Raw genomic sequence first — 20,132 nt, 5'->3', positions numbered from 1 at the left:
CCGCCCGGCCGCCCCCGACGCGGGAAGGGGGGCGGACGGGCGGGGGTGACGCGCGGTCAGCGGAACAGGACGCCGGAGGTCTCCACCGCGGCCTCTTCGCCGGGGAGGGTGACCAGGCCCAGCTCCGCCCGGTGGGCCAGCAGGGGGTGGGAGGGCAGGGCGCGGACGGTGTAGCCGAAGGGGCCGGGGCGGTCGAGGGTGAGCTCGCCCTCGAAGGTCCAGCGGCCGGCCAGGTCGGGCCCGTTCTGCGGCTTCAGCGGGATGTACGTCGGGTCGGCCAGCGTGTCGTCGCCGTCGACGCGGCCGGTCACGGCCTGCACCTCCACCGACGAGGGGTCGAGGTCGCCCAGCGCGACCCGCACCCGCAGCGAGACCGTGCCGCCCAGCGTGGCCGGCTCGGCGCCGGTCTCCACGTGCTCCACCGCGACCCGCGGCCACGCCGCCCGGACCCGGGCCGCGAAGTCGGCCAGTTCCCGGGCCGCCTCCGGGGTCATGGCGCGGTGCGCGAGCGCGGCCGGGGCGTACAGCTCGGTGATGTACTCGCGCAGCATCCGGTCGGCCAGCACGCGGGGGCCGAGCCGGTCGAGGGTGGCGCGGACCATCTCCAGCCACCGGGTGGGCAGCCCGTTCCCCGTCAGGCCGCGGTCGTAGAAGCGGGGGGCGACCTGCTCGTCCAGCAGCGTGTACAGGGCGGCGGCCTCGATGGCGTCGCGGCGGTCGGGTTCCGCGGCGGCGAGGCCGTCGGCGGTGGGGATCTCCCAGCCGAAGTCGGGGTCGAACCACTCGTCCCACCAGCCGTCCCGCACGGACAGGTTGAGGCAGCCGTTGAGCGCGGCCTTCATGCCCGAGGTGCCGCACGCCTCCAGCGGGCGGAGCGGGTTGTTCAGCCACACGTCGCACCCGGCGTACAGGGAGCGGGCCATGCCCATGCCGTAGTCGGGCAGGAAGACGATGCGGTGGCGGATCGACGGGTCGTCGGCGAACCGCACCAGCTCCTGGATGAGCCGCTTGCCGCCGTCGTCCGCCGGGTGCGCCTTGCCGGCCACCACGATCTGCACGGGCCGCTCGGGGTGCAGCAGCAGCGCCTTCAGCCGCTTGCGGTCCCGCAGCATGAGGGTGAGCCGCTTGTAGGACGGGACACGGCGGGCGAAGCCGACGGTGAGCACGTCCGGGTCGAGGACGTCGTCCACCCAGCCCAGCTCGGCCTGGCCCGCGCCGCGCTGCCGCCACGAGGCGCGCAGCCGGGCGCGGACGTCGTGCACCAGTTGTTCGCGCAGGGTGCGGCGCAGCTCCCACAGCTCGGCGTCGCTCAGCGCGGCCTCGCGGGCCCGGCGCATCGCGTCGGCGGTCCAGGTGGGGGCGTGGACGCCGTTGGTGACGGAGCCGATGGGCGCCTCGGCCGCGTCGAAGCCGGGCCACAGCCCGGCGAACATGCCCCGGCTGACGTTGCCGTGCAGGTGCGAGACGCCGTTGGCGCGCTGCGCGGTGCGCAGGCCGAGGACCGCCATGTTGAACTGGGCCGGCTGGCCCTCGGCGACGGCCTCCCGGCCGAGCTCCAGCAGCGCCTGCAGGTCGAGGCTGCTCAGCTCGCCGCCCTCGCCGAAGTGGCGGGCGACCAGTTCCTCGGGGAAGCGGTCGATGCCGGCCGGGACGGGTGTGTGGGTGGTGAACACGGTGCCGGCCCGCACGGCGCGCAGGGCGGCGTCGAAGCCGATGCCGGCCTCGCCCATCTCGCGGACGCGCTCGGGGCCGCAGAAGCCGGCGTGGCCCTCGTTCATGTGGAAGACCTCGGGCGCGGGGTGCCCGGTGACGCGGCAGAACGTGCGGACCGCCCGCATGCCGCCGATGCCGAGCAGCATCTCCTGGAGGAGCCGGTGCTCGCTGCCGCCGCCGTAGAGCCGGTCGGTGACGTCGCGTTCGGCGGGCCCGTTCTCCGCGACGGCCGAGTCGAGCAGGAGCAGCGGCACCCGGCCGACCCGGACCTGCCAGATCTGGGCGGCGAGGGTGCGTCCGCCGGGCAGGGCGAGGGTGACGGTGGCGCGGGCGCCGTCGGGCTCGGTGAGCGGGGTCAGCGGCAGCTCGTGGGGGTCGATGACCGGGTAGTGCTCCTGCTGCCAGCCGTCCGGCGACAGGCTCTGGCGGAAGTATCCATGACGGTAGAGCAGGCCGACGCCGATGAGCGGGGCGCCGAGGTCGCTGGCGGCCTTGAGGTGGTCGCCGGCCAGGATGCCGAGGCCGCCGGAGTACTGCGGCAGGGCGGCGGTGATGCCGAACTCGGGCGAGAAGTACGCGATGGCGCGGGGCAGTTCGCCTTCGGCGAGGGCGTCGGCACGCTGGTACCAGCGGGGCTCGCTGAGGTAGTCCCGCAGGTCGCCGACGGCGACGCCGAGGCGGCGGAGGAAGCCGCGGTCGGCGGCGAGGGCGGCCAGGCGGTCGGCGGAGACGGAGCCCAGCAGCCGGACCGGGTCCTCGCCGCACGCCTGCCAGCTGTCCGGGTCGACGGCCCGCAGCAGCTCGCGGGTCTCGGGGTGCCAGGACCAGCGCAGGTTGAACGCCAGCTCCTGGAGCGGTCGGAGGGGGTCGGGGAGGACGGGGCGAACGGAGAAGCGACGGATGGCCTTCACGCTGACGACCGTAGCCGGGCTCCGGGGGCGGCGGCGTCGGATTCCCGCCGATTCAACGGGATTCTTCACCGTAAACCACCCCCGGGGACCACCCGTGACGGTCAGGTCACGGTTTCCGCCGCGTCGCCGGGTCCGGGCGCGTCGTTCAGGACGCGCGGGGCCAGCTCGGTGCTGGGCCGGACGGTGCCGGCCGCGATCCCGTCCGCGTAGTGGCAGGCCACCCGGTGCCCGCCGCCGATGTCGGTCAGCTCGGGGCGCTCGGTGGCGCAGCGGTCGGCCTGCCGCCACGGGCAGCGGGTGTGGAAGCGGCATCCGGCGGGCGGGCTCGCCGGGGAGGGCAGGTCGCCGCGGAGCAGGATCCGCTCGCGGCTGTCCTCCAGTTCCGGGTCGGGCACGGGGACGGCAGACATCAGCGCCCTGGTGTAGGGGTGGCGCGGCGCGGCGTACAGCGCGTCGCTGTCGGCCTCCTCCACGAGCGCGCCCAGGTACATCACGCCGACGCGGTCGGAGATGTGCCGGACGACGGCCAGGTCGTGGGCGATGACGAGGTAGGTCAGGCCGAGGGAGTCCTGGAGCTCCTCCAGCAGGTTGAGCACCTGGGCCTGGATGGAGACGTCCAGGGCGGAGACCGGCTCGTCGCAGATGATGAGGTCCGGCTCCAGGACGAGGGCGCGGGCGATGCCGATGCGCTGCCGCTGGCCGCCGGAGAACTCGTGGGGGTAGCGGGACAGCGCGCCGGCGGGCAGGCCGACCCGGTCGAGGATCTCGGTGATCCTGACGCGGCGGGCGGCGCGGTCGGCGCCCAGGCGGTGGGCGGCCATGCCCTCGGTGAGGATGGACTCGATGTTCTGCCGGGGGTTGAGGCTGCCCAGCGGGTCCTGGAAGACCATCTGGAGGCGGCGGCGGGCGCGGCGCATCTCCTCGCCGGGCAGCGCGGCGAGGTCGGTGCCGTCGAAGACGACGCGGCCCGAGGTGATGTCGTTCAGCCGCAGGATCGCCCGGCCGAGGGTGGTCTTGCCGCAGCCGGACTCGCCGACCAGGCCGTAGGTCTGCCCGGCCTCGACGGACAGCGATACGCCGTCGACGGCGTAGACGTATCCGGCGACGCGGTCGAAGAACAGGCCGCTCCGGACCGGGAAGTGGACCTTCACGTCGTCCAGTTCGAGCAGGCTCACGCGGATGCCTCCCCTTTCCTCGGGGTGTCCGCCGCGCCGGGGGCGTCGTGCGGCACGGGGTTGACGCAGCGGACCTGGTGGCCGCCGGTGGCGTGGGGCGCGGCGGTCAGCTCGGGCGTCCCGTGCAGGCACTCCAGGGTGTAGTGGTCGCAGCGCGGGGCGAACGCGCAGCCGTCGGGCCAGGACAGGCGGTCGTTGATGGAGCCGCGGATCGGGTGGAGCCGCTCGCCGCGGGGCGCGTCCAGACGCGGGATGGAGGCGAGCAGGCCGTGCGCGTACGGGTGCGCGGGCGCGGCGAAGAGCGGGCGCCGCCCGGCGGCCTCGACGACCTTGCCCGCGTAGAGCACGTTGACGGTGTCGCAGATCCCGGCGACGACGCCGAGGTCGTGGGTGATCATCAGCAGCGCGGTGCCCTGGTCGTCCACCAGCTCCTTCAGCAGCTCCAGGATCTGCGCCTGGATCGTCACGTCGAGGGCGGTGGTGGGCTCGTCCGCGATCAGCAGGCGCGGGGCGCAGGCGACGGCCATGGCGATGAGGGCGCGCTGCCGCATGCCGCCGGAGAGCTGGTGCGGGTACTCCTTCAGGCGGCGGGCGGGGTCGGGGATGCCGACCCGGTCCAGCAGGTGGGCGGCCTCGGCGCGGGCCGCCGCGCCGCGCAGGCCGCGGTGGCGGGTGAGGATCTCGGTGACCTGGACTCCGATGGGCACCACCGGGTTGAGGGACGACAGCGGGTCCTGGAAGATCATCGCGAGCTGCGTGCCGCGCAGGTCGCGGATCGCGGACCGGCTCAGGGCGAGCAGGTCGACGGGCCCGGACGCCCCGGGGCCCGGCCGCCGGAACAGCGCCCGGCCGCCGACCCGCACGCCCCGCTGGGGCAGCAGGCCCATCAGCGCGAGCGAGGTGACGCTCTTGCCGCAGCCGGACTCGCCGACCAGGCCGACGACCTCGCCCTCGGCGACGGTGAAGGAGACGCCGGCGACGGCGTCGGTGGCCGGCCCGCTCCGGTCGCCGCCGCGCCCGGCGAAGGTGACGGTCAGTTCTTCCACGGACAGCAGGGTCATGGCGCGTCAGCCTCGCAACTTCGGGTCGAGTGCTTCCCGCAGGGCCTCGCCGAGCAGGGTGAAGCCGAGGGCGGTGACGATGATCCCGAGGGCCGGGCAGACGGCCATCATCGACGCCTGGTCGAACAGGTCCTCCGGCACGAAGAACCGCTCGGCCTGGGCGAGCATGACGCCCCACTCGGGCTGGGACGCGTCGGGGTTGCCCAGGCCCAGGTACGACAGGGCCGCCGCCTCGATGATGGCGGTGGCCAGCGCGAGCGTGGTCTGCACGATGACCGGGCCGAGGGAGTTGGGCAGCACGTGGGCCAGCGCGATGCGGCGGCGCCGCACGCCCAGGGCGCGGGCGGCCAGCACGTAGTCGGCGCCCGCCTGCGCGAGCATGGAGCCGCGCAGCAGCCGGGCGAAGACGGGGATCTGCACGACGCCGACCGCGATCATCACGGTGGTCAGGCTCTGTCCCATGACGGCGGCGATGCTGACGGCGAGCAGCAGCGAGGGCAGCGCCAGCAGCATGTCGACGGAGCGCATCAGCAGGGTGTCGACGCTCCGCCCGGCCCGGCCGCCGAAGGCGAGGGCGGCGCCGGAGACGCCGCCGACGAGCGCGCCGACGGCGAGTCCGATGAGCGTGGCGACGACGCCGACCAGCAGGGTCTGCCGGGCGCCCACGAGCATCCGGGACCACTGGTCCCGGCCGAGGTGGTCCAGGCCCAGCCAGTTCTCCGCGCGGGGGCCGACGAAGACGGCCCGGTTGACGAAGACCTCGTCGCGCCAGGTCTGGGCGGTGGGGTCGTGCGGGGCGATCAGCGGGCCGACGAGGGCGATCACGACGAACAGCGCGATGACGCTCCCGCCGATGAGCGCCATCTTGCTGGTGCGCAGCCGGCGCAGCGCCTCGGTCCACAGGCTCGCGCCGGTGGTGGTGTCGCGCCGCGCGGTCAGCTCCGCGAGGCGGTCCAGCTTCTCCGTCCTGGCGGTCATCAGTTCACCCGCACTCTCGGGTCGATGACGCTGTAGGCCACGTCGACCATCAGGTTGATGAGCACGTACAGGAGGGCGATGAGCAGGATGAAGCCCATCATCGTCGGGTAGTCGCGGGCGTCGATGGCCTCCGCGACGAACCGGCCGATGCCGCCGAACGCGAAGACCGACTCGGTGAGCACCGCGCCGGACAGCAGGCTGCCGGTGAGCAGGCCGACGGTGGTGACGACGGGCAGCAGGGCGTTGCGCAGGACGTGCCGGCCGCGCACCACGCGCCGCGTGAGCCCCTTGGACTCGGCGGTGCGCACGTAGTCCTCGGTCAGCACCTCCAGGACGCCGGCGCGGGTGATGCGGACGATCACGGCCAGCGGGATGGAGGCGAGGGCGATGCCGGGCAGGACGAGGTGCTTCAGGGCGTCCCAGGAGGCGTCCCACTCCCCGGTGAGGAGCCCGTCGAGGACGTAGAAGCCGGTGACCTCGGTGGCGTCGATGCCGGTGCTCTGCCGTCCGGTGCTGGGCAGCCAGCCGAGGTGGACGGCGAAGAGCGCCTTGAGGATGAGGGCGAGGAAGAAGACGGGGACGCACACGCCGAGGAGCGAGCCGGAGACGGCGGCGGCGTCCAGCCAGCTTCCGCGCCGGCGGGCGGCGAAGTAGCCGAGCGGGATGCCGACGACGACGGCGATGAGCAGGGCGGTGAGGCCGAGTTCGACGGTGGCGGGGAAGCGGAGGGTGAACTCCTCCCACACCGGGCGGCTGGTCTGGGTGGAGGTGCCCAGGTCGAGCCGGGCGAGCCGCTCGATCCAGCGGCCGTACTGGACCCACAGCGGCTGGTCGAGCCCGAGCGCGGCCTCGATCTGCCGCCGGTCGGCCTCGGTGGCGCGCTCGCCCAGCAGCGCGGAGGCCGGTCCGCCGGGCAGCCGGTGGATCCAGAGGAACAGAAGGACCGTCAGGCCCAGCAGGGTGGGTATGAGCTGGAGCAGCCTGCGGACGATGAGACGGAGCACCGGGAGGCTCCCCTTTCTGTCTGCCGGGTCGCGAGGGCCTGCCGGGACCACGGATGCCGCCCGGCCACGGGGTGCCGTGGCCGGGCGGATCGATCCGCCGGTCCGCTTCTCCCGACCGGGTGCGGCGGCTACCTGAAGGAGACCTCGGCGAAGTTCTCCTGGGTGAGCGGGGAGACGGTCGGCGGGTTCACGTCGGGCGAGAAGGCGATGGACGGCGGCGAGCTGGAGATCGGCACGCCGGGCAGGTAGTCCATGACGTACTCGTTGATCTCCTCGTAGAGGCCGACGCGGGTCTCCGGGTCGGGCTCGGTGGCGGCCTCGGCCATCAGGTCGAACAGCTCCTGGTTCTCGAAGCCCCACTCCTTGGAGTAGTCGGCGAACCAGGTGCCGAGGAAGTTGTAGGCGTCGTTGAAGTCGCCGGTCCAGCCGAGGAGGTAGATGTCGCAGCCGCCGTCGCGGGTGGTCTCCGTGTAGTCCGGGTTCCACTTCAGGGGGACCGGGGTGACGGTGACGCCGGCGTCCTCCAGGTCGGAGCGGAGCAGCTCGTAGATGTCGGCCGGGGCCGGCATGTAGGGGCGGGTGACCTCGGTCGGGTAGCAGAAGTCGAGGGCCAGGTCGTCGTGTCCGGCGGCGGCCAGCAGGTCCCGCGCCCGCTCGGTGTCGTGCGCGTAGGTGGTGACGTTGTCCGAGAAGCCGTCGACGGTGTGCGGCACGAACTGGGTGGCGACGACGCCGCCTTCGGGGAGCTGGGTGTTGACGATGTTCTCCCGGTCGATGGCGTGCGCGAGGGCCTGGCGCACCTCCAGCTCGCCGAGTGCCTCGTTGCTCTCCTGGGTGATGCCGAGGTAGAGGAGGTTGAACACGTCGCGGGTGGGCACCTGGAAGCCCTCCTCCTCCAGCGTCGCGACGTCGGCGGGCGCGACCAGGTCGTAGCCGTGGATGTCGCCGGCCTGGAGGGCCTGGCGGCGGGCGTCCTCCTCGGGGATGGTGCGGAAGACCAGCTCCTCGACGCCGGCGGGCTCGCCCCAGTAGTCGTCGAAACGGGTCAGGGTGATCTCGCCGTTGCCCTTGTTCCAGTCGGTGATCTCGAACGGGCCGGTGCCGGCGGCCGTGCCGGCCTCCTGGCTGTAGTCGGGGAAGGTGATGTTCTCGCCCTCGCCGGCGGCCTCGTCGGTGGCGTACGCCTCCAGGGACTTCGGGGAGTGGATGGCGAACGACTGGAGGGAGAACCCGCCGGGGTAGTTGGCCGACGGCTCGGCGACCGAGATGACCGCGGTGAGGTCGTCGGGGGCCTCGCAGCCCACGTAGTTGGGGTCGGGCGTCTCCTCGCTCTCGTTCTCCGCGAAGCCGCCGAAGACGGACTGCCAGTAGTAGGAGAGCGTGGTGTTCTGGTACGTGCCGCTCCAGTGGTACCAGCGGTCGAAGTTCGCGCAGACCGCCTCGCCGGTCAGGGCCTCGCCGTCGTGGAACGTCACGCCGTCGCGGAGGTGGAAGGTCCACTCGGTGCCCTCGGGATTGCTCTCCCAGGTCTCCGCGAGTCCGCCGACGAGTTCCGTGCCGCCCGGCTCGTGGTCGAGCAGCGTCTCGAAGGCCTGCCGGGTGACGCGGAAGGTCTCGCCGTCGCTGGCGAGTCCCGGATCGAGGGAGGCCGGGTCACCGGCGGCGCCGAAGACGAAGGTCTCGGAGTCGCCCCCGGATCCGTCGTCGTCCCGCTCGCTGGCGCATCCGGTCACGATCAGGCCGATCGTGAGTACAGCCGCGAACATCCTCGCGGCCCTGGGTCTCGCTATGCGCATTGTCCACCTCAGGGGGTCGGCGGTGGTAAGGCGTTCCGGTGGACGGCACATTACTGTGCGGGTACATAGCTGTGAACCGCATAGCGGACGCCGATACCGAGCCGAGACCCACCCCATTTACACGGATAAAGCACCGCGTTCCGGGTGGAGTTGGCGGGTGGCGGGCAGTCCCGCGCGTCCCCGCAATCCCGTGCGCATCAGGCGGCAACACGCGTGTGACATCCGGGCGGCGCCCGTGCGGCGCCCCGCCCCCGCGGCCCGCTTCGTTGGCAGGAGCACACGGGGAAGACGACCCGCCGGGCATGACCCGGACGGAAGGGGGCAGGCGGGCAGAGAACGCCCCGCTCCGCCCGCTATGCGGACACATGTATGCGGCATCGAGCGCGTAACCCTTGATTTCCTGACTCGATACGAGTAGGTCACACACAACCGGATTGTCCTGACGTCCCCGATGGGCAGACTTGGCCGAGGCACCCCCCACACGAGTGAACGCGGATCGGAGCGGCCATGCTCGAAACCTGCCACTCAGCGGCCAGGCGGCTACAAAGGGCGGATTCCCGCACAATGGGGGAACGCTCCCTTATCGATGGAAATGACCACCCTCGACGCAGCCAGGTGATCTCCTCATGATCGGTCGCATCCCCGTCCTCGACGTCCAGCCGAGCGTTGACTGCGGGCGCCGCCCGGCCAAGGCCGTACCGGGCGAGACGTTCCTGGTCACGGCCACCGTCTTCCGGGAGGGGGCGGACGCGGTGGGGGCCAACGTGGTGCTGCGCGACGCGGGCGGGCGCAGCGGTCCGTGGACCCCGATGCGGGAGCTGGCGCCCGGCACCGACCGCTGGGGCGCGGAGGTGACGCCGGACAGCGAGGGCCGGTGGACGTTCGCCGTGGAGGCGTGGGGCGACCCGGTCAGCACCTGGCGGCGGCACGCGCAGATCAAGGTGCCGGCGGGCACGGACGTGGAGTTGACGCTCACCGAGGGCGCGGAGCTGCTGCGCCGGGCCGCCGCGGGCGTGCCCAAGAACGACGGCAAGGACGCGATCCTGGAGGCCGCCGACGCGCTGCTGGACGAGTCGGTGCCCGGCACCGCCCGGCTGGCCGCCGCCCTCACCGCCGAGGTGACCGAGGTGCTGCGCCGCCACCCGCTGCGCGAACTGCTCACCTCCTCCCGGCCGATGCCGCTGCTGGTGGAGCGCCGGCGGGCGCTGTTCGGCTCGTGGTACGAGATGTTCCCCCGCTCCGAGGGCGCCGAGATCCGGCCGGGCGAGGCGCCGGTCCCGGGCACGTTCCGCACCGCCGCGCGGCGGCTGCCCGCCATCGCCGGGATGGGCTTCGACGTCGTCTACCTGCCGCCCGTCCACCCCATCGGCAGGGCCTTCCGCAAGGGGCCGGGCGGCGTGCTGTCCACCGACCCGCACGACGTGGGCTCGCCGTGGGCCATCGGCTCCCCGGCCGGCGGCCACGACGCGATCCACCCAGATCTGGGCACGATCGAGGACTTCGACCACTTCGTGGCGGCGGCCGGGGAGCTGGGCCTGGAGATCGCCCTGGACTTCGCCCTCCAGTGCAGCCCGGACCACCCGTGGGTGACCGAGCACCCCGAGTGGTTCACCCGGCGCGCGGACGGCACGATCGCGTACGCCGAGAATCCGCCGAAGAAGTACCAGGACATCTACCCGATCTCGTTCGAGCAGGACTTCCGCGGGCTGGTGACGGAGACGCTGCGCGTCCTGCGCTTCTGGATGAGCCACGGCGTGCGGATCTTCCGTGTGGACAACCCGCACACCAAGCCGGTGGTCTTCTGGGAGAAGGTGATCGCGGAGATCAACCGCACCGATCCCGATGTGATCTTCCTGGCCGAGGCGTTCACCCGGCCGGCGATGATGCACACCCTGGCCCAGGTCGGCTTCCAGCAGTCGTACACCTATTTCACGTGGCGCAACACGAAGCACGAGCTCACCGAGTACCTCACCGAGCTGACCGGCGCGGCGGCCTCTTACATGAGGCCGAATTTCTTCGTCAACACGCCTGACATCCTGCACGCCTATCTTCAGGAGGGGGGCCGGGCGGGGTTCGAGACCCGCGCGGTCCTCGCGGCGACTCTTTCACCGACCTGGGGCATGTATGCGGGTTACGAGCTGTGCGAGGGCGCTCCCGCCGCGCCGGGGAGCGAAGAGTACCTGCACTCGGAGAAGTTCGAGCTCCGGCCCCGGGACTGGGCGCGGGCCGACGCGGAAGGGCGTAGCATCACCCCCCTCATCACGACCCTCAACACCCTCCGGCGCTCCCACCCCGCCCTTCAGCAGCTTCGCGATCTGCACTTTCACCGCACGAACAACGACCACATCCTGGCCTACTCCAAGCGCAGCCGGACACCCGACGCCGACCTCGTTCTCATCGTGGTCAACCTCGATCCCCACCACACCCACGAAGCGACGGTGTCGTTGGACATGGAGCAACTCCATGGGTGCGGCCTCACCACCGCGCAGGAAAGTGGCGCCGAGCCCTTTCCGGTGTGCGACGAGCTCACCGGAGCGACCTACTACTGGGGCAGGGACAACTATGTGCGGCTTGAGCCGGGCCGTGCGGATGCGTACGCCTCGTCCGCCCACGTCTTGGCCCTGCGACCGTCCTCACAGACCGGAGGGTCACCCAAACCATGAGCGTCAATGAGCCGGTCCCCGATAAATTCGAGGACACGCCTGCCCGCGAGCGCGACCCGGAGTGGTTCAAGCGCGCGGTGTTCTACGAGGTTCTCGTCCGTTCCTTCCAGGACAGCAACGGAGACGGAATCGGCGATCTGAAGGGCCTCACCGCCCGGCTGGACTACCTGCAGTGGCTCGGGGTCGACTGCCTGTGGCTCCCGCCGTTCTTCAAGTCCCCGATGCGCGACGGCGGATACGACGTGTCCGACTACGCCGACGTGCATCCCCAGTTCGGCGACCTCGCGGATTTCGTGGAGTTCGTCGACGCCGCGCACCAGCGCGGCATGCGGGTCATCATCGACTTCGTCATGAACCACACCAGCGATCAGCACCGCTGGTTCCAGGAGTCGCGCAGGGACCCGGACGGGCCGTACGGCGACTACTACGTCTGGGCCGACGACGACAAGCAGTACGCGGACGCGCGGATCATCTTCGTCGACACCGAGACGTCCAACTGGGCCTTCGACCCGGTCCGCAAGCAGTACTACTTCCACCGGTTCTTCTCGCACCAGCCGGATCTCAACTACGAGAGCCCGGCCGTGCAGAAGGAGATCCTCTCCGCGCTGAAATTCTGGCTCGACCTGGGAATCGACGGGTTCCGGCTCGACGCCGTGCCGTACCTGTACGCGGAGGAGGGGACCAACTGCGAAAACCTTCCTGCAACGCACGCCTTTCTCAAGCGCGTCCGCGCGGAGATCGACGCGCACTACCCGGACACCGTCCTGCTGGCCGAGGCGAACCAGTGGCCCGAGGACGTCGTGGACTACTTCGGGGACTTCGACAACGGCGGCGACGAGTGCCACATGGCGTTCCACTTCCCCGTGATGCCGCGCATCTTCATGGCGGTGCGCCGCGAGTCGCGGTACCCGGTCTCGGAGATCCTGGCCAAGACCCCGGCGATCCCGGAGGGCTGCCAGTGGGGCATCTTCCTGCGCAACCACGACGAGCTGACCCTGGAGATGGTCACCGACGAGGAGCGCGACTACATGTACGCGGAGTACGCCAAGGACCCGCGGATGCGCGCCAACATCGGCATCCGGCGGCGGCTGGCGCCGCTGCTGGACAACGACCGCAACCAGATCGAGCTGTTCACGGCGCTGCTGCTGTCGCTGCCCGGCTCCCCCATCCTGTACTACGGCGACGAGATCGGGATGGGCGACAACATCTGGCTGGGCGACCGGGACGCCGTGCGCACCCCGATGCAGTGGACTCCGGACCGCAACGCGGGCTTCTCGTCCTGCGATCCGGGCCGGCTGTTCCTGCCGACGATCATGGACCCGGTCTACGGGTACCAGGTCACCAACGTCGAGGCGGCCATGAGTTCGCCGGCCTCGCTGCTGCACTGGACGCGGCGGATGGTCGAGATCCGCAAGCAGAATCCGGCGTTCGGGCTCGGCTCGTACGCGGAGCTGCCGTCGTCCAACCCGGCCGTCCTGGCCTTCCTGCGCGAGCGCGGGGACGACCTGGTGATGTGCGTCAACAACTTCTCCCGCTTCTCCCAGCCCACCGAGCTGGATCTGCGGCCCTGGGGAGGCTGCGTGCCGGTGGAGCTGATCGGCGGCGTCCGCTTCCCGCCGATCGGGGAGCTGCCGTATCTGCTGACGCTGGCGGGGCACGGCTTCTACTGGTTCAGGCTGCGTAAAGCTTCGGAGTCATAAGCCGTAGAGGGCACGAAACAGGCTTACCCCCAGCCTGCTGGGGGAAGCCTACCCATACCCCCTCAAGCGTTGCCCAAAGCCATCCATATGCGTAACGAGCCTCACCCGCTCGGTCGCCGTTCTGTCGCGACACGTCCCGTGCCGCCGGGCAACCCACGCCGTAATCCGGGACACTTCGTCACATTAATCGTGCCCGGGGAAAGGACGCCATGACGGACAGCTCCTCGCCCCGGACGGCTCCGGTCCGGCCCTCTCTCACCGCCGCCCCGCAGGGCAACGCCATGCTGCGTTCCCTCACGGGCCTGCTCACCCGCTGGCTGCCCAGGCAGCGGTGGTTCGCCGGCAAGGGCCGCCCGCTCGGCGGTCTCACCGTGGTCTCCGCCACCGAGCTGCTGCCCTGCGGCTCCGGTGGCCCGACCCCTGGTCTGCTGCACCTCCTCATCCGCACCCGGCAGGGCCCGGCGTCCGGCGCGCAGGGCCCGGCCACCGGCGACTGCTACCAGCTGCTGCTCGGGGTCCGCCCCAGCCTGCCGCCCTCGCTCGCGCCCGCGCTCGTCGGCCGCCCGGCCGAGGGCCCGCTGCGCGGCAGCGTGGTCTACGAGGCGCTGCACGATCCCCGGCTGGCCGGCCTGCTGCTGGAGCGGCTGCGCGCCCCCGGCACCCTGGGCACCCTGCACTTCGGCCGCGCGCCCGGCGCCGTCATCCCGTCCGGGCTGCCCGCCCGGCTGCTCTCCAGCGAGCAGAGCAACTCGTCGGTGGTGTACGGCGACGCGTTCATCCTGAAGCTGTTCCGCCGGGTCAGCCCCGGCGTCAACCCGGACCTGGAGCTGCCGCTGGCCCTCGCCGAGGCCGGGTCCACCCGGGTCCCGGCGCCGGCCGCCTGGTTCGAGGCGGTGTGGCCGGGCACCATGACCGAGCCGCTGACCCTGGGCGTGCTCGCGCCCTACCTCGCGGGCTCCACGGACGGCTGGCAGCTCGCGCTCCAGTCCCTGAGCCGCCGCGCCGACTTCACCTCCTCCGCGCACGCCCTGGGCCGGGCCACCGCCGAGGTGCACACCACGCTGGCCGCCGCCCTGCCCACCTCCGTGCTGCGCCGCGCCCAGCTGGAGCAGGCCGCCACCGCCATGACCGAGCGGCTGACCGAGGCCGCCTCCGCCGTGCCCGCGCTGCGCCCGTACCGCTCCGGGCTGCGGGCCGCGTTCGAGGCGCTGGGCGACTACGCGCGGCGCGGCGGCACCTGCGTGGTGCAGCGGCTGCACGGCGACCTCCACCTGGGCCAGGTGCTGCGCACCCCGGACCCCAGGGGCCGGGGCTGCCACTGGTCGGTGATCGACTTCGAGGGCGAGCCCGCCCGGCCGCTCAGCGACCGCCGCCGCCCCGGCCCGGTGGTGCGGGACATCGCCGGGATGCTGCGCTCGTTCGACTACGCCGCCAGCCAGCACCCGGCCAGCGGGCCGTGGGTCGACGCCTGGTACCGCGCCAACCGGACGGCGTACTGCCGGGGGTACGCGGAGGCCTCGGGCCAGGACCCGCTGGAGCAGCCCGAGCTGCTGCGGGCGCACGAGACGGACAAGGCCGTCTACGAGGTGCTGTACGAGGCCCGGCACCGCCCCGCGTGGCTGCACGTCCCGATGGCGGCGATCCGCCGCCTCGCCACGCCCCCGGACTGAACCCCCCACCGACCGGACCGACCGGATCCGGGAACACCGCCGCGAAAGGACCCTCCCCGTCGTGCTATCCGCCGCGCACCCGCCCCTGTCCCGCGAGGACCGCGACCGGCTGCTGGCCGGGGCCCACCACGACCCGCACGCCCTCCTCGGCGCCCATCCCGTCCCCTCGGGGACGCTGGTCCGCGCGCTGCGCCCGCTGGCGCGGCGGGTGCGGGTGCGCGGCACCGAGCTGGCGCCGGAGGGCGACGGGCTGTTCTCCGCCGTGCTGCCGCTGTCGCGCGACGGCCTCGGGGACTACCGCCTGGAGGTCACCTACGACGACGGCGCGCCGACCTGGGCCGAGGACCCGTACCGCTTCCTGCCCGCGCTGGGCGAGCTGGACCTGCACCTGATCGGGGAGGGCCGGCACGAGCGGCTGTGGGACGCGCTGGGCGCGCGGCCGATGACGCACGCGGGCGTGCCGGGCACCCGGTTCACCGTGTGGGCGCCCGCCGCGCGCGGGGTGCGGGTCGCCGGCGACTTCAACTCCTGGGACGGCACCGGCTTCCCGATGCGGTCGCTCGGCTCGTGCGGCGTGTGGGAGCTGTTCGTGCCGGGCGTCGGCCCCGGCGCGCTGTACAAGTTCGACGTGTGCGGCGCGGACGGCTCGCACAGTCTGCGCGCCGACCCGATGGCCCAGCGCACCGAGTGCCCGCCGGCCACCGCCTCGGTGGTCCACGAGAGCGGCTACGCCTGGGGCGACGCGGAGTGGATGGCGCGCCGGGGCGACCGCCCGCCGCACGCCGCGCCCATGTCCGTGTACGAGCTGCACCTGCCGTCGTGGCGGCCCGGCCTGTCGTACCGGCGGCTCGCGGAGGAGCTGCCCGGGTACGTGAAGGAGCTGGGCTTCACCCATGTGGAGCTGATGCCGCCCGCCGAGCACCCGTACGGCGGCTCCTGGGGGTACCAGGTGACGGGGTACTACGCCCCCACGGCCCGGCTCGGCACGCCCGACGACTTCAAGTACCTGGTGGACGCGCTGCACCAGGCCGGTATCGCGGTGCTGATGGACTGGGTCCCGGCGCATTTCCCGAAGGACGCGTGGGCGCTGGCCCGTTTCGACGGCACCCCGTGCTACGAGCCGGCCGATCCGCTGCGCGCCGAGCACCCCGACTGGGGCACCCTGACGTTCGACTACGGCCGCCGCGAGGTGCGGAACTTCCTGGTGGCCAACGCCGTGTTCTGGTGCGAGGAGTACCACATCGACGGGCTGCGGGTGGACGCCGTCGCCTCGATGCTCTACCTGGACTACTCGCGGGCCGAGGGCCAGTGGACGCCCAACGCGGAGGGCGGCCGGGAGAACTGGGACGCGGTGCGGTTCCTCCAGGAGATGAACGCCACGGTCTACCGGCGCTGCCCCGGCGTCATCACCGTCGCCGAGGAGTCCACCGCGTGGGACGGCGTCACGCGGGCCACGGACCACGGCGGGCTGGGCTTCGGCTTCAAGTGGAACATGGGCTGGATGCACGACTCGCTGCTCTACATGGCCAAGGACCCCGTGCACCGCGCCTTCCACCACGGCGAGATGACGTTCTCCATGGTGTACGCCTACTCGGAGAACTACGTGCTGCCCATCTCGCACGACGAGGTGGTGCACGGCAAGCGGGCGCTGGTGTCGAAGATGCCCGGCGACTGGTGGCGGCAGCGGGCGGACCTGCGGGCCTACCTCGGCTTCATGTGGTCCCACCCCGGCAAGCAACTGCTGTTCATGGGCCAGGAGTTCGCCCAGGGCGCCGAGTGGTCCGAGGAGGAGGGGCCGCAGTGGTGGGTGCTGGACCAGCAGTGGCCGGCGGCCGGTGACCACCGGGGCGTGCGGGACCTGGTGCGCGACCTGAACGCCGTGTACCGCGCCACCCCGGCGCTGTGGGAGCGGGACACCGACCCGGCCGGGTTCTCCTGGGTCGACGCGGGCGCCGCCGCCGACAACGTGCTGGCGTTCCTCCGGTTCGCCGCCGACGGCTCCCCGCTGCTCGCCGTGTGCAACTTCTCCCCCGTCGTCCGCCCCGACTACCGGCTCGGCGTGCCCGGCGAGATCGCGGCGTGGGCGGAAGTGCTGAACACCGACGACCTGGCGTACGGCGGCTCCGGGGTGACCAACCCCGACCCGCTGAAATCCGGTCCCACGCCCAGTCACGGCCGCGAGACCAGCGTCACGCCGACGCTGCCGCCGCTGGCCACCGTCTGGCTGAAGCCCGCCTGACCGGCCCGGCGAGGATCCGATGCTGCTGCACCACCCCGCCCTGCTCGCGACGCTGCTGTTCTCGGCGCTGATGGCGATCTGGGCCGCCTCCCCGCACGCCGCCGCCCGCGTGACCGTCCAGGCGCCGCCCGCCGAGCTGAGCCGCCCGTTCGAGCGGGACACCGAGGGCTACGACTGCTTCCGCATTCCCGCCGTCGTCACCGCCCCGGACGGCACCCTGCTGGCCTTCGCCGAGGGCCGCGTCCTGGACTGCTCCGACGTGGGCGACATCGACCTGGTGCTCAGACGCTCGGCGGACGGCGGCCGGACCTGGGGGCCGCTCACCGTGCTCGCGGGGGACGGCGACGAGGACGCGTACGGCAACCCGGCGCCGGTCGTGGACCCGGCGAGCGGGCGCGTCACCCTCCTGTTCGCGCACAGCACCTGGAGCGAGGACGCCGACGGGGACCGGGTGCGCGGGCCGCGCACCCTGCGCGCCCTGCACAGCGCCGACCACGGCGGCACGTGGGAGGAGGGCGGCGACCTGGCCGCGCTCAAACCCGCCGACTGGACGTGGGTCTCGGTCGGCCCCGGGCACGGCATCCACCTGACGCGCGGCGCGCACGCCGGGCGGCTGATCGTGCCCGGCGACCACGACACCGACGACGGGGGCGGCGGCGCGCAGCTCTACTACAGCGACGACGGCGGCCTGACCTGGGCGCTCGGCGCCGTCCACCAGGTGACGCCCGGCGAGCCGCACCCCGGCGAGCTGACCGTCGCGCAGCGGGCGGACGGCACCCTGTACGTCAACGCCCGCTCCTCGGAGACCTGCGGCACCGACGAGCACCGGCTGGGCGCGGTGGCCGAGGACGGCGGCACGGCGTTCGCGGCCGGCGGCTTCACGCCCGTGGAGGGGCTGGACGCGCCGCCCGTCTCCGCCTCGCTGCTGGCGGTGGACGACGGCGCGCGGCTGCTGCTGTCCGCGCCCGCCCGGCCCGGCGCGGAGGCGTTCGAGGACCGGCGGGTGATGGCGGTCCGCACCTCGCTGGACGGCGGCGCCACGTGGCAGGCCGCCGGGACGATCGTCCACCCGGGCCGGGCCGGGTACTCGGACCTCACCGCGCCGGCGGACGGCGAGATCGGGCTGCTGTACGAGACGGAGGACGGCGGCCCGCACGGCTCCATCGCGTACACCGCCTTCACCGTGGACACCATGGACGCCGCCGCCACCGACCTGGTCCTGCCGCGCACGCCCGACGAGAGCGGCCACGGCAACGACGCGGTGGTGCACGGCGGCGCCGCGCTGACGGCCGACGGGTGGTCCGGGTCGGCGATGGCGTTCGACGGCACGGACGACTATCTGCGGCTGGTCAACTGCCCGGCCTCGCTCGACCTGGGCGAGGGCGACTTCGCGGTCAGCGCCTGGTTCCGGTACGCCGAGACGTCCGGCGCGCTGCCGCTGCTGTGGGGGTACGACGACGACCCGGGCGAGCGGCAGTTCTGGCTGCGCGCCGAGCCGGTGGACGGCGGGCTGCGCGGCGGCATCGACACCGGGACGGCCGCCGCGTCCGTCACCACCGGCGCGGCGCACAACGACGGCGCCTGGCACCACGTCGCGTTCCAGCGGCAGGGCGCGCTGCTCCAGCTCTCCGTGGACGGCGCCGACCCGGCCGAGGCCGAGGCGCCCGCGGGCGACATCTCGCCGGACGAGCCGTTCACCGTGCACATCGGCGCCCGGCCCGGCTACGCCGAGCTGTTCCGCGGCGCGCTGGACGAGGTGCGGATCTACGGCCGGGCGCTGACCGACGGGGAGTGGGAGCGGGTGCGGGCCGGGGCGGCGGACGTGCCGGACGCGCGGGTGCTGCTGCCGTTCGAGACGGTCGCGTGAGCGCTCCGGCCCGGCCGGGCCCGCCGGGTCAGCTCGGCGCGGTCTCCCGGTAGTAGGGGTCGAGGACCCGGCCCGCGCGGGCCCCGGTGTCGTACGTGTACACCTCGCGGCCCTCGATGAAGACGCGCAGCGCGCGGCTCATCACGTCCAGCGGGTCGCCGGACCAGAGGACGACATCGCCGTCGAGGCCGGGCCGCAGGGCGCCGATCCGGTCGTCCAGGCCCATGATCTCGGCCGGGTTGAGGGTGATGGTGCGCAGCGCCTCGGCCCGGTCCAGGCCCTCCTTGACGCTCAGGGTGACCTGGTGGACGAGGAAGTGGACGGGAACGACCGGGTGGTCGGTGGTGATGGCGACCTTGACGCCCGCGCGGGCGAGGATGCCCGGGCCCGCCAGGGTCCGGCCGCGCAGCTCCACCTTGCTCCGGGTGGTGAACAGCGGTCCGGTGATCACCGGGACGTCGCGCCGGGCGATCTCGTCGGCCAGCAGGTGGGCCTCGGTGGCGTGGTTGATGACGAGCCGGTAGCCGAACTCGTCGGCCAGCCGCAGCGCGGTGGCGATGTCGTCGGCGCGGTGGGTGTGCTGGCACCAGGGCAGCTCCCCGTCGAGCACCCGCACCAGCACCTCAAGACCGGGGTCGCGGTCGAAGGGCGTGCGCGCGGCGGCGGCGTGCTCGCGTTTCGCCCGGTAGTCCTGCGCCCTGGTGAACGCGTCGCGGATCACGGCCGCCACGCCCTGCCGGGTGGCGGGCAGCAGCTTCCGGTCGCCGTAGAACCGCTTGGGGTTCTCGCCCAGCGCGCTCTTCACGCTCACCGGCTGCCGGATCAGCATCTCGTCCACGCTGCGGCCCCAGCACTTGACGGCGACGGTCTGGCCCCCGACCGGGTTGGCCGAGCCGGGCTTGACGACCGCGCTGGTGACGCCGCCGGCGAGGGCGTCGGCGAAGCCGGTGTCGGCCGGGTTGATGGCGTCGAGGGCGCGCATCCGGGCGCCGTTGGGATCGGTCGTCTCGTTGACGTCGTCCCCGGCCCAGCCCTCGGCCTCCTCCACGACGCCGAGGTGGCCGTGCGCCTCGACGAAGCCGGGCAGCACCCACATCCCGGCGGCGTCCACGACGGGCACGCCCGCCGGGACGTCCACCTCGTCGTCCGGGCCGACGGCGGCGATCCTGCCGCCCCGGATCAGCACCGTGCCGCGGTCGAGGGGGTCACCGTCGACGGGCACCACGTGGCCGGATCTGATCGCGATGTCCATGGGCAGTGAACCTATATCACACCGTCCGCGGGGGATTACGGTGGACGGGTGATCACCTACGAGGACGTCAAGGCGGCCGGCCGGGAGGGCATCCGGGCGACGG

The 20,132-nt window shown here is 72.9% G+C and carries 12 protein-coding genes; 5 read left to right on the top strand and 7 right to left on the bottom strand.

The genetic code is table 11. The annotated features are described in order from the left end of the window. Nucleotides 1-56 precede the first annotated feature (56 nt). The 6 genes from glgP to ACSNOC_RS12140 all read right to left on the bottom strand — a co-directional run bounded on the left by glgP (nucleotide 57) and on the right by ACSNOC_RS12140 (nucleotide 8,638). Entirely contained in the window at nucleotides 57-2,624 is a 2,568-nt protein-coding gene (gene glgP / locus ACSNOC_RS12165) for an alpha-glucan family phosphorylase (RefSeq protein ID WP_436747376.1), read from the bottom strand. Between the two features lie 101 nt (nucleotides 2,625-2,725). Beyond that, nucleotides 2,726-3,799: an ABC transporter ATP-binding protein gene (locus ACSNOC_RS12160; RefSeq protein ID WP_436747375.1), complete on the bottom strand. Its 1,074-nt coding sequence runs from the start codon at nucleotides 3,797-3,799 to the stop codon at nucleotides 2,726-2,728. Beyond that, nucleotides 3,796-4,860 (bottom strand): ABC transporter ATP-binding protein, encoded by a 1,065-nt coding sequence (locus ACSNOC_RS12155; protein ID WP_436747374.1) that lies wholly within the window; start codon nucleotides 4,858-4,860, stop codon nucleotides 3,796-3,798. The genes ACSNOC_RS12160 and ACSNOC_RS12155 overlap by 4 nt, the downstream gene beginning before the upstream one ends. 6 nt (nucleotides 4,861-4,866) lie before the next feature. After that, nucleotides 4,867-5,838 (bottom strand): ABC transporter permease, encoded by a 972-nt coding sequence (locus ACSNOC_RS12150; protein ID WP_436747373.1) that lies wholly within the window; start codon nucleotides 5,836-5,838, stop codon nucleotides 4,867-4,869. Next, a complete protein-coding gene (locus ACSNOC_RS12145) occupies nucleotides 5,838-6,842 on the bottom strand; it encodes an ABC transporter permease (protein WP_436747372.1) in 1,005 nt (334 codons plus the stop codon). Before ACSNOC_RS12145 ends, ACSNOC_RS12150 begins: the two co-directional genes overlap by 1 nt. Nucleotides 6,843-6,970: 128 nt before the next feature. After that, entirely contained in the window at nucleotides 6,971-8,638 is a 1,668-nt protein-coding gene (locus tag ACSNOC_RS12140; RefSeq protein WP_436747371.1) for an ABC transporter substrate-binding protein, read from the bottom strand. Nucleotides 8,639-9,264: 626 nt separating this feature from the next. Between ACSNOC_RS12140 and ACSNOC_RS12135 the strand changes: the two genes are divergently transcribed. From ACSNOC_RS12135 to ACSNOC_RS12115, 5 genes are all read left to right on the top strand, one after another. Next, nucleotides 9,265-11,301 carry an alpha-1,4-glucan--maltose-1-phosphate maltosyltransferase gene (locus ACSNOC_RS12135; protein ID WP_436747370.1) on the top strand — a complete coding sequence of 679 codons (2,037 nt, stop codon included), beginning with the start codon at nucleotides 9,265-9,267 and terminating at the stop codon, nucleotides 11,299-11,301. Next, nucleotides 11,298-13,001, top strand: a complete 1,704-nt coding sequence (treS, locus tag ACSNOC_RS12130; protein WP_436747369.1) for a maltose alpha-D-glucosyltransferase — start codon at nucleotides 11,298-11,300, stop codon at nucleotides 12,999-13,001. The genes ACSNOC_RS12135 and treS overlap by 4 nt, the downstream gene beginning before the upstream one ends. Nucleotides 13,002-13,210: 209 nt before the next feature. Continuing rightward, nucleotides 13,211-14,671: a maltokinase N-terminal cap-like domain-containing protein gene (locus tag ACSNOC_RS12125; RefSeq protein ID WP_436747368.1), complete on the top strand. Its 1,461-nt coding sequence runs from the start codon at nucleotides 13,211-13,213 to the stop codon at nucleotides 14,669-14,671. A 61-nt stretch (nucleotides 14,672-14,732) separates the two neighbouring features. Next, nucleotides 14,733-16,910: a 1,4-alpha-glucan branching enzyme gene (gene glgB / locus ACSNOC_RS12120; RefSeq protein ID WP_436747367.1), complete on the top strand. Its 2,178-nt coding sequence runs from the start codon at nucleotides 14,733-14,735 to the stop codon at nucleotides 16,908-16,910. Between the two features lie 19 nt (nucleotides 16,911-16,929). Beyond that, complete coding sequence (locus tag ACSNOC_RS12115; RefSeq protein WP_436747366.1) at nucleotides 16,930-18,777, top strand: exo-alpha-sialidase; 1,848 nt, start codon at nucleotides 16,930-16,932, stop codon at nucleotides 18,775-18,777. A gap of 28 nt (nucleotides 18,778-18,805) precedes the next feature. Here ACSNOC_RS12115 and ACSNOC_RS12110 read toward each other — a convergent pair whose 3' ends face one another. Beyond that, nucleotides 18,806-20,029 carry an amidohydrolase gene (locus ACSNOC_RS12110; protein ID WP_436747365.1) on the bottom strand — a complete coding sequence of 408 codons (1,224 nt, stop codon included), beginning with the start codon at nucleotides 20,027-20,029 and terminating at the stop codon, nucleotides 18,806-18,808. Nucleotides 20,030-20,132: the final 103 nt, after the last annotated feature.

Source organism: Streptomyces sp. URMC 129 (genome assembly GCF_051386415.1).
Taxonomy (GTDB): domain Bacteria; phylum Actinomycetota; class Actinomycetes; order Streptomycetales; family Streptomycetaceae; genus Streptomyces.
Note: the sequence above shows the minus strand (reverse complement) of the source record. Positions and strands in the feature narration are given on the sequence as shown.

Excerpts from the sequence above, each read along its gene's own strand:
- ACSNOC_RS12115 (WP_436747366.1), top strand. The coding sequence starts at position 16,930 with ATGCTGCTGCACCACCCCGCCCTGCTCGCGACGCTGCTGTTCTCGGCG.
- ACSNOC_RS12150 (WP_436747373.1), bottom strand. The coding sequence starts at position 5,838 with ATGACCGCCAGGACGGAGAAGCTGGACCGCCTCGCGGAGCTGACCGCG.
- ACSNOC_RS12110 (WP_436747365.1), bottom strand. The coding sequence starts at position 20,029 with ATGGACATCGCGATCAGATCCGGCCACGTGGTGCCCGTCGACGGTGAC.
- ACSNOC_RS12140 (WP_436747371.1), bottom strand. The coding sequence starts at position 8,638 with ATGCGCATAGCGAGACCCAGGGCCGCGAGGATGTTCGCGGCTGTACTC.
- treS (WP_436747369.1), top strand. The coding sequence starts at position 11,298 with ATGAGCGTCAATGAGCCGGTCCCCGATAAATTCGAGGACACGCCTGCC.
- ACSNOC_RS12155 (WP_436747374.1), bottom strand. The coding sequence starts at position 4,860 with ATGACCCTGCTGTCCGTGGAAGAACTGACCGTCACCTTCGCCGGGCGC.
- ACSNOC_RS12135 (WP_436747370.1), top strand. The coding sequence starts at position 9,265 with ATGATCGGTCGCATCCCCGTCCTCGACGTCCAGCCGAGCGTTGACTGC.
- ACSNOC_RS12125 (WP_436747368.1), top strand. The coding sequence starts at position 13,211 with ATGACGGACAGCTCCTCGCCCCGGACGGCTCCGGTCCGGCCCTCTCTC.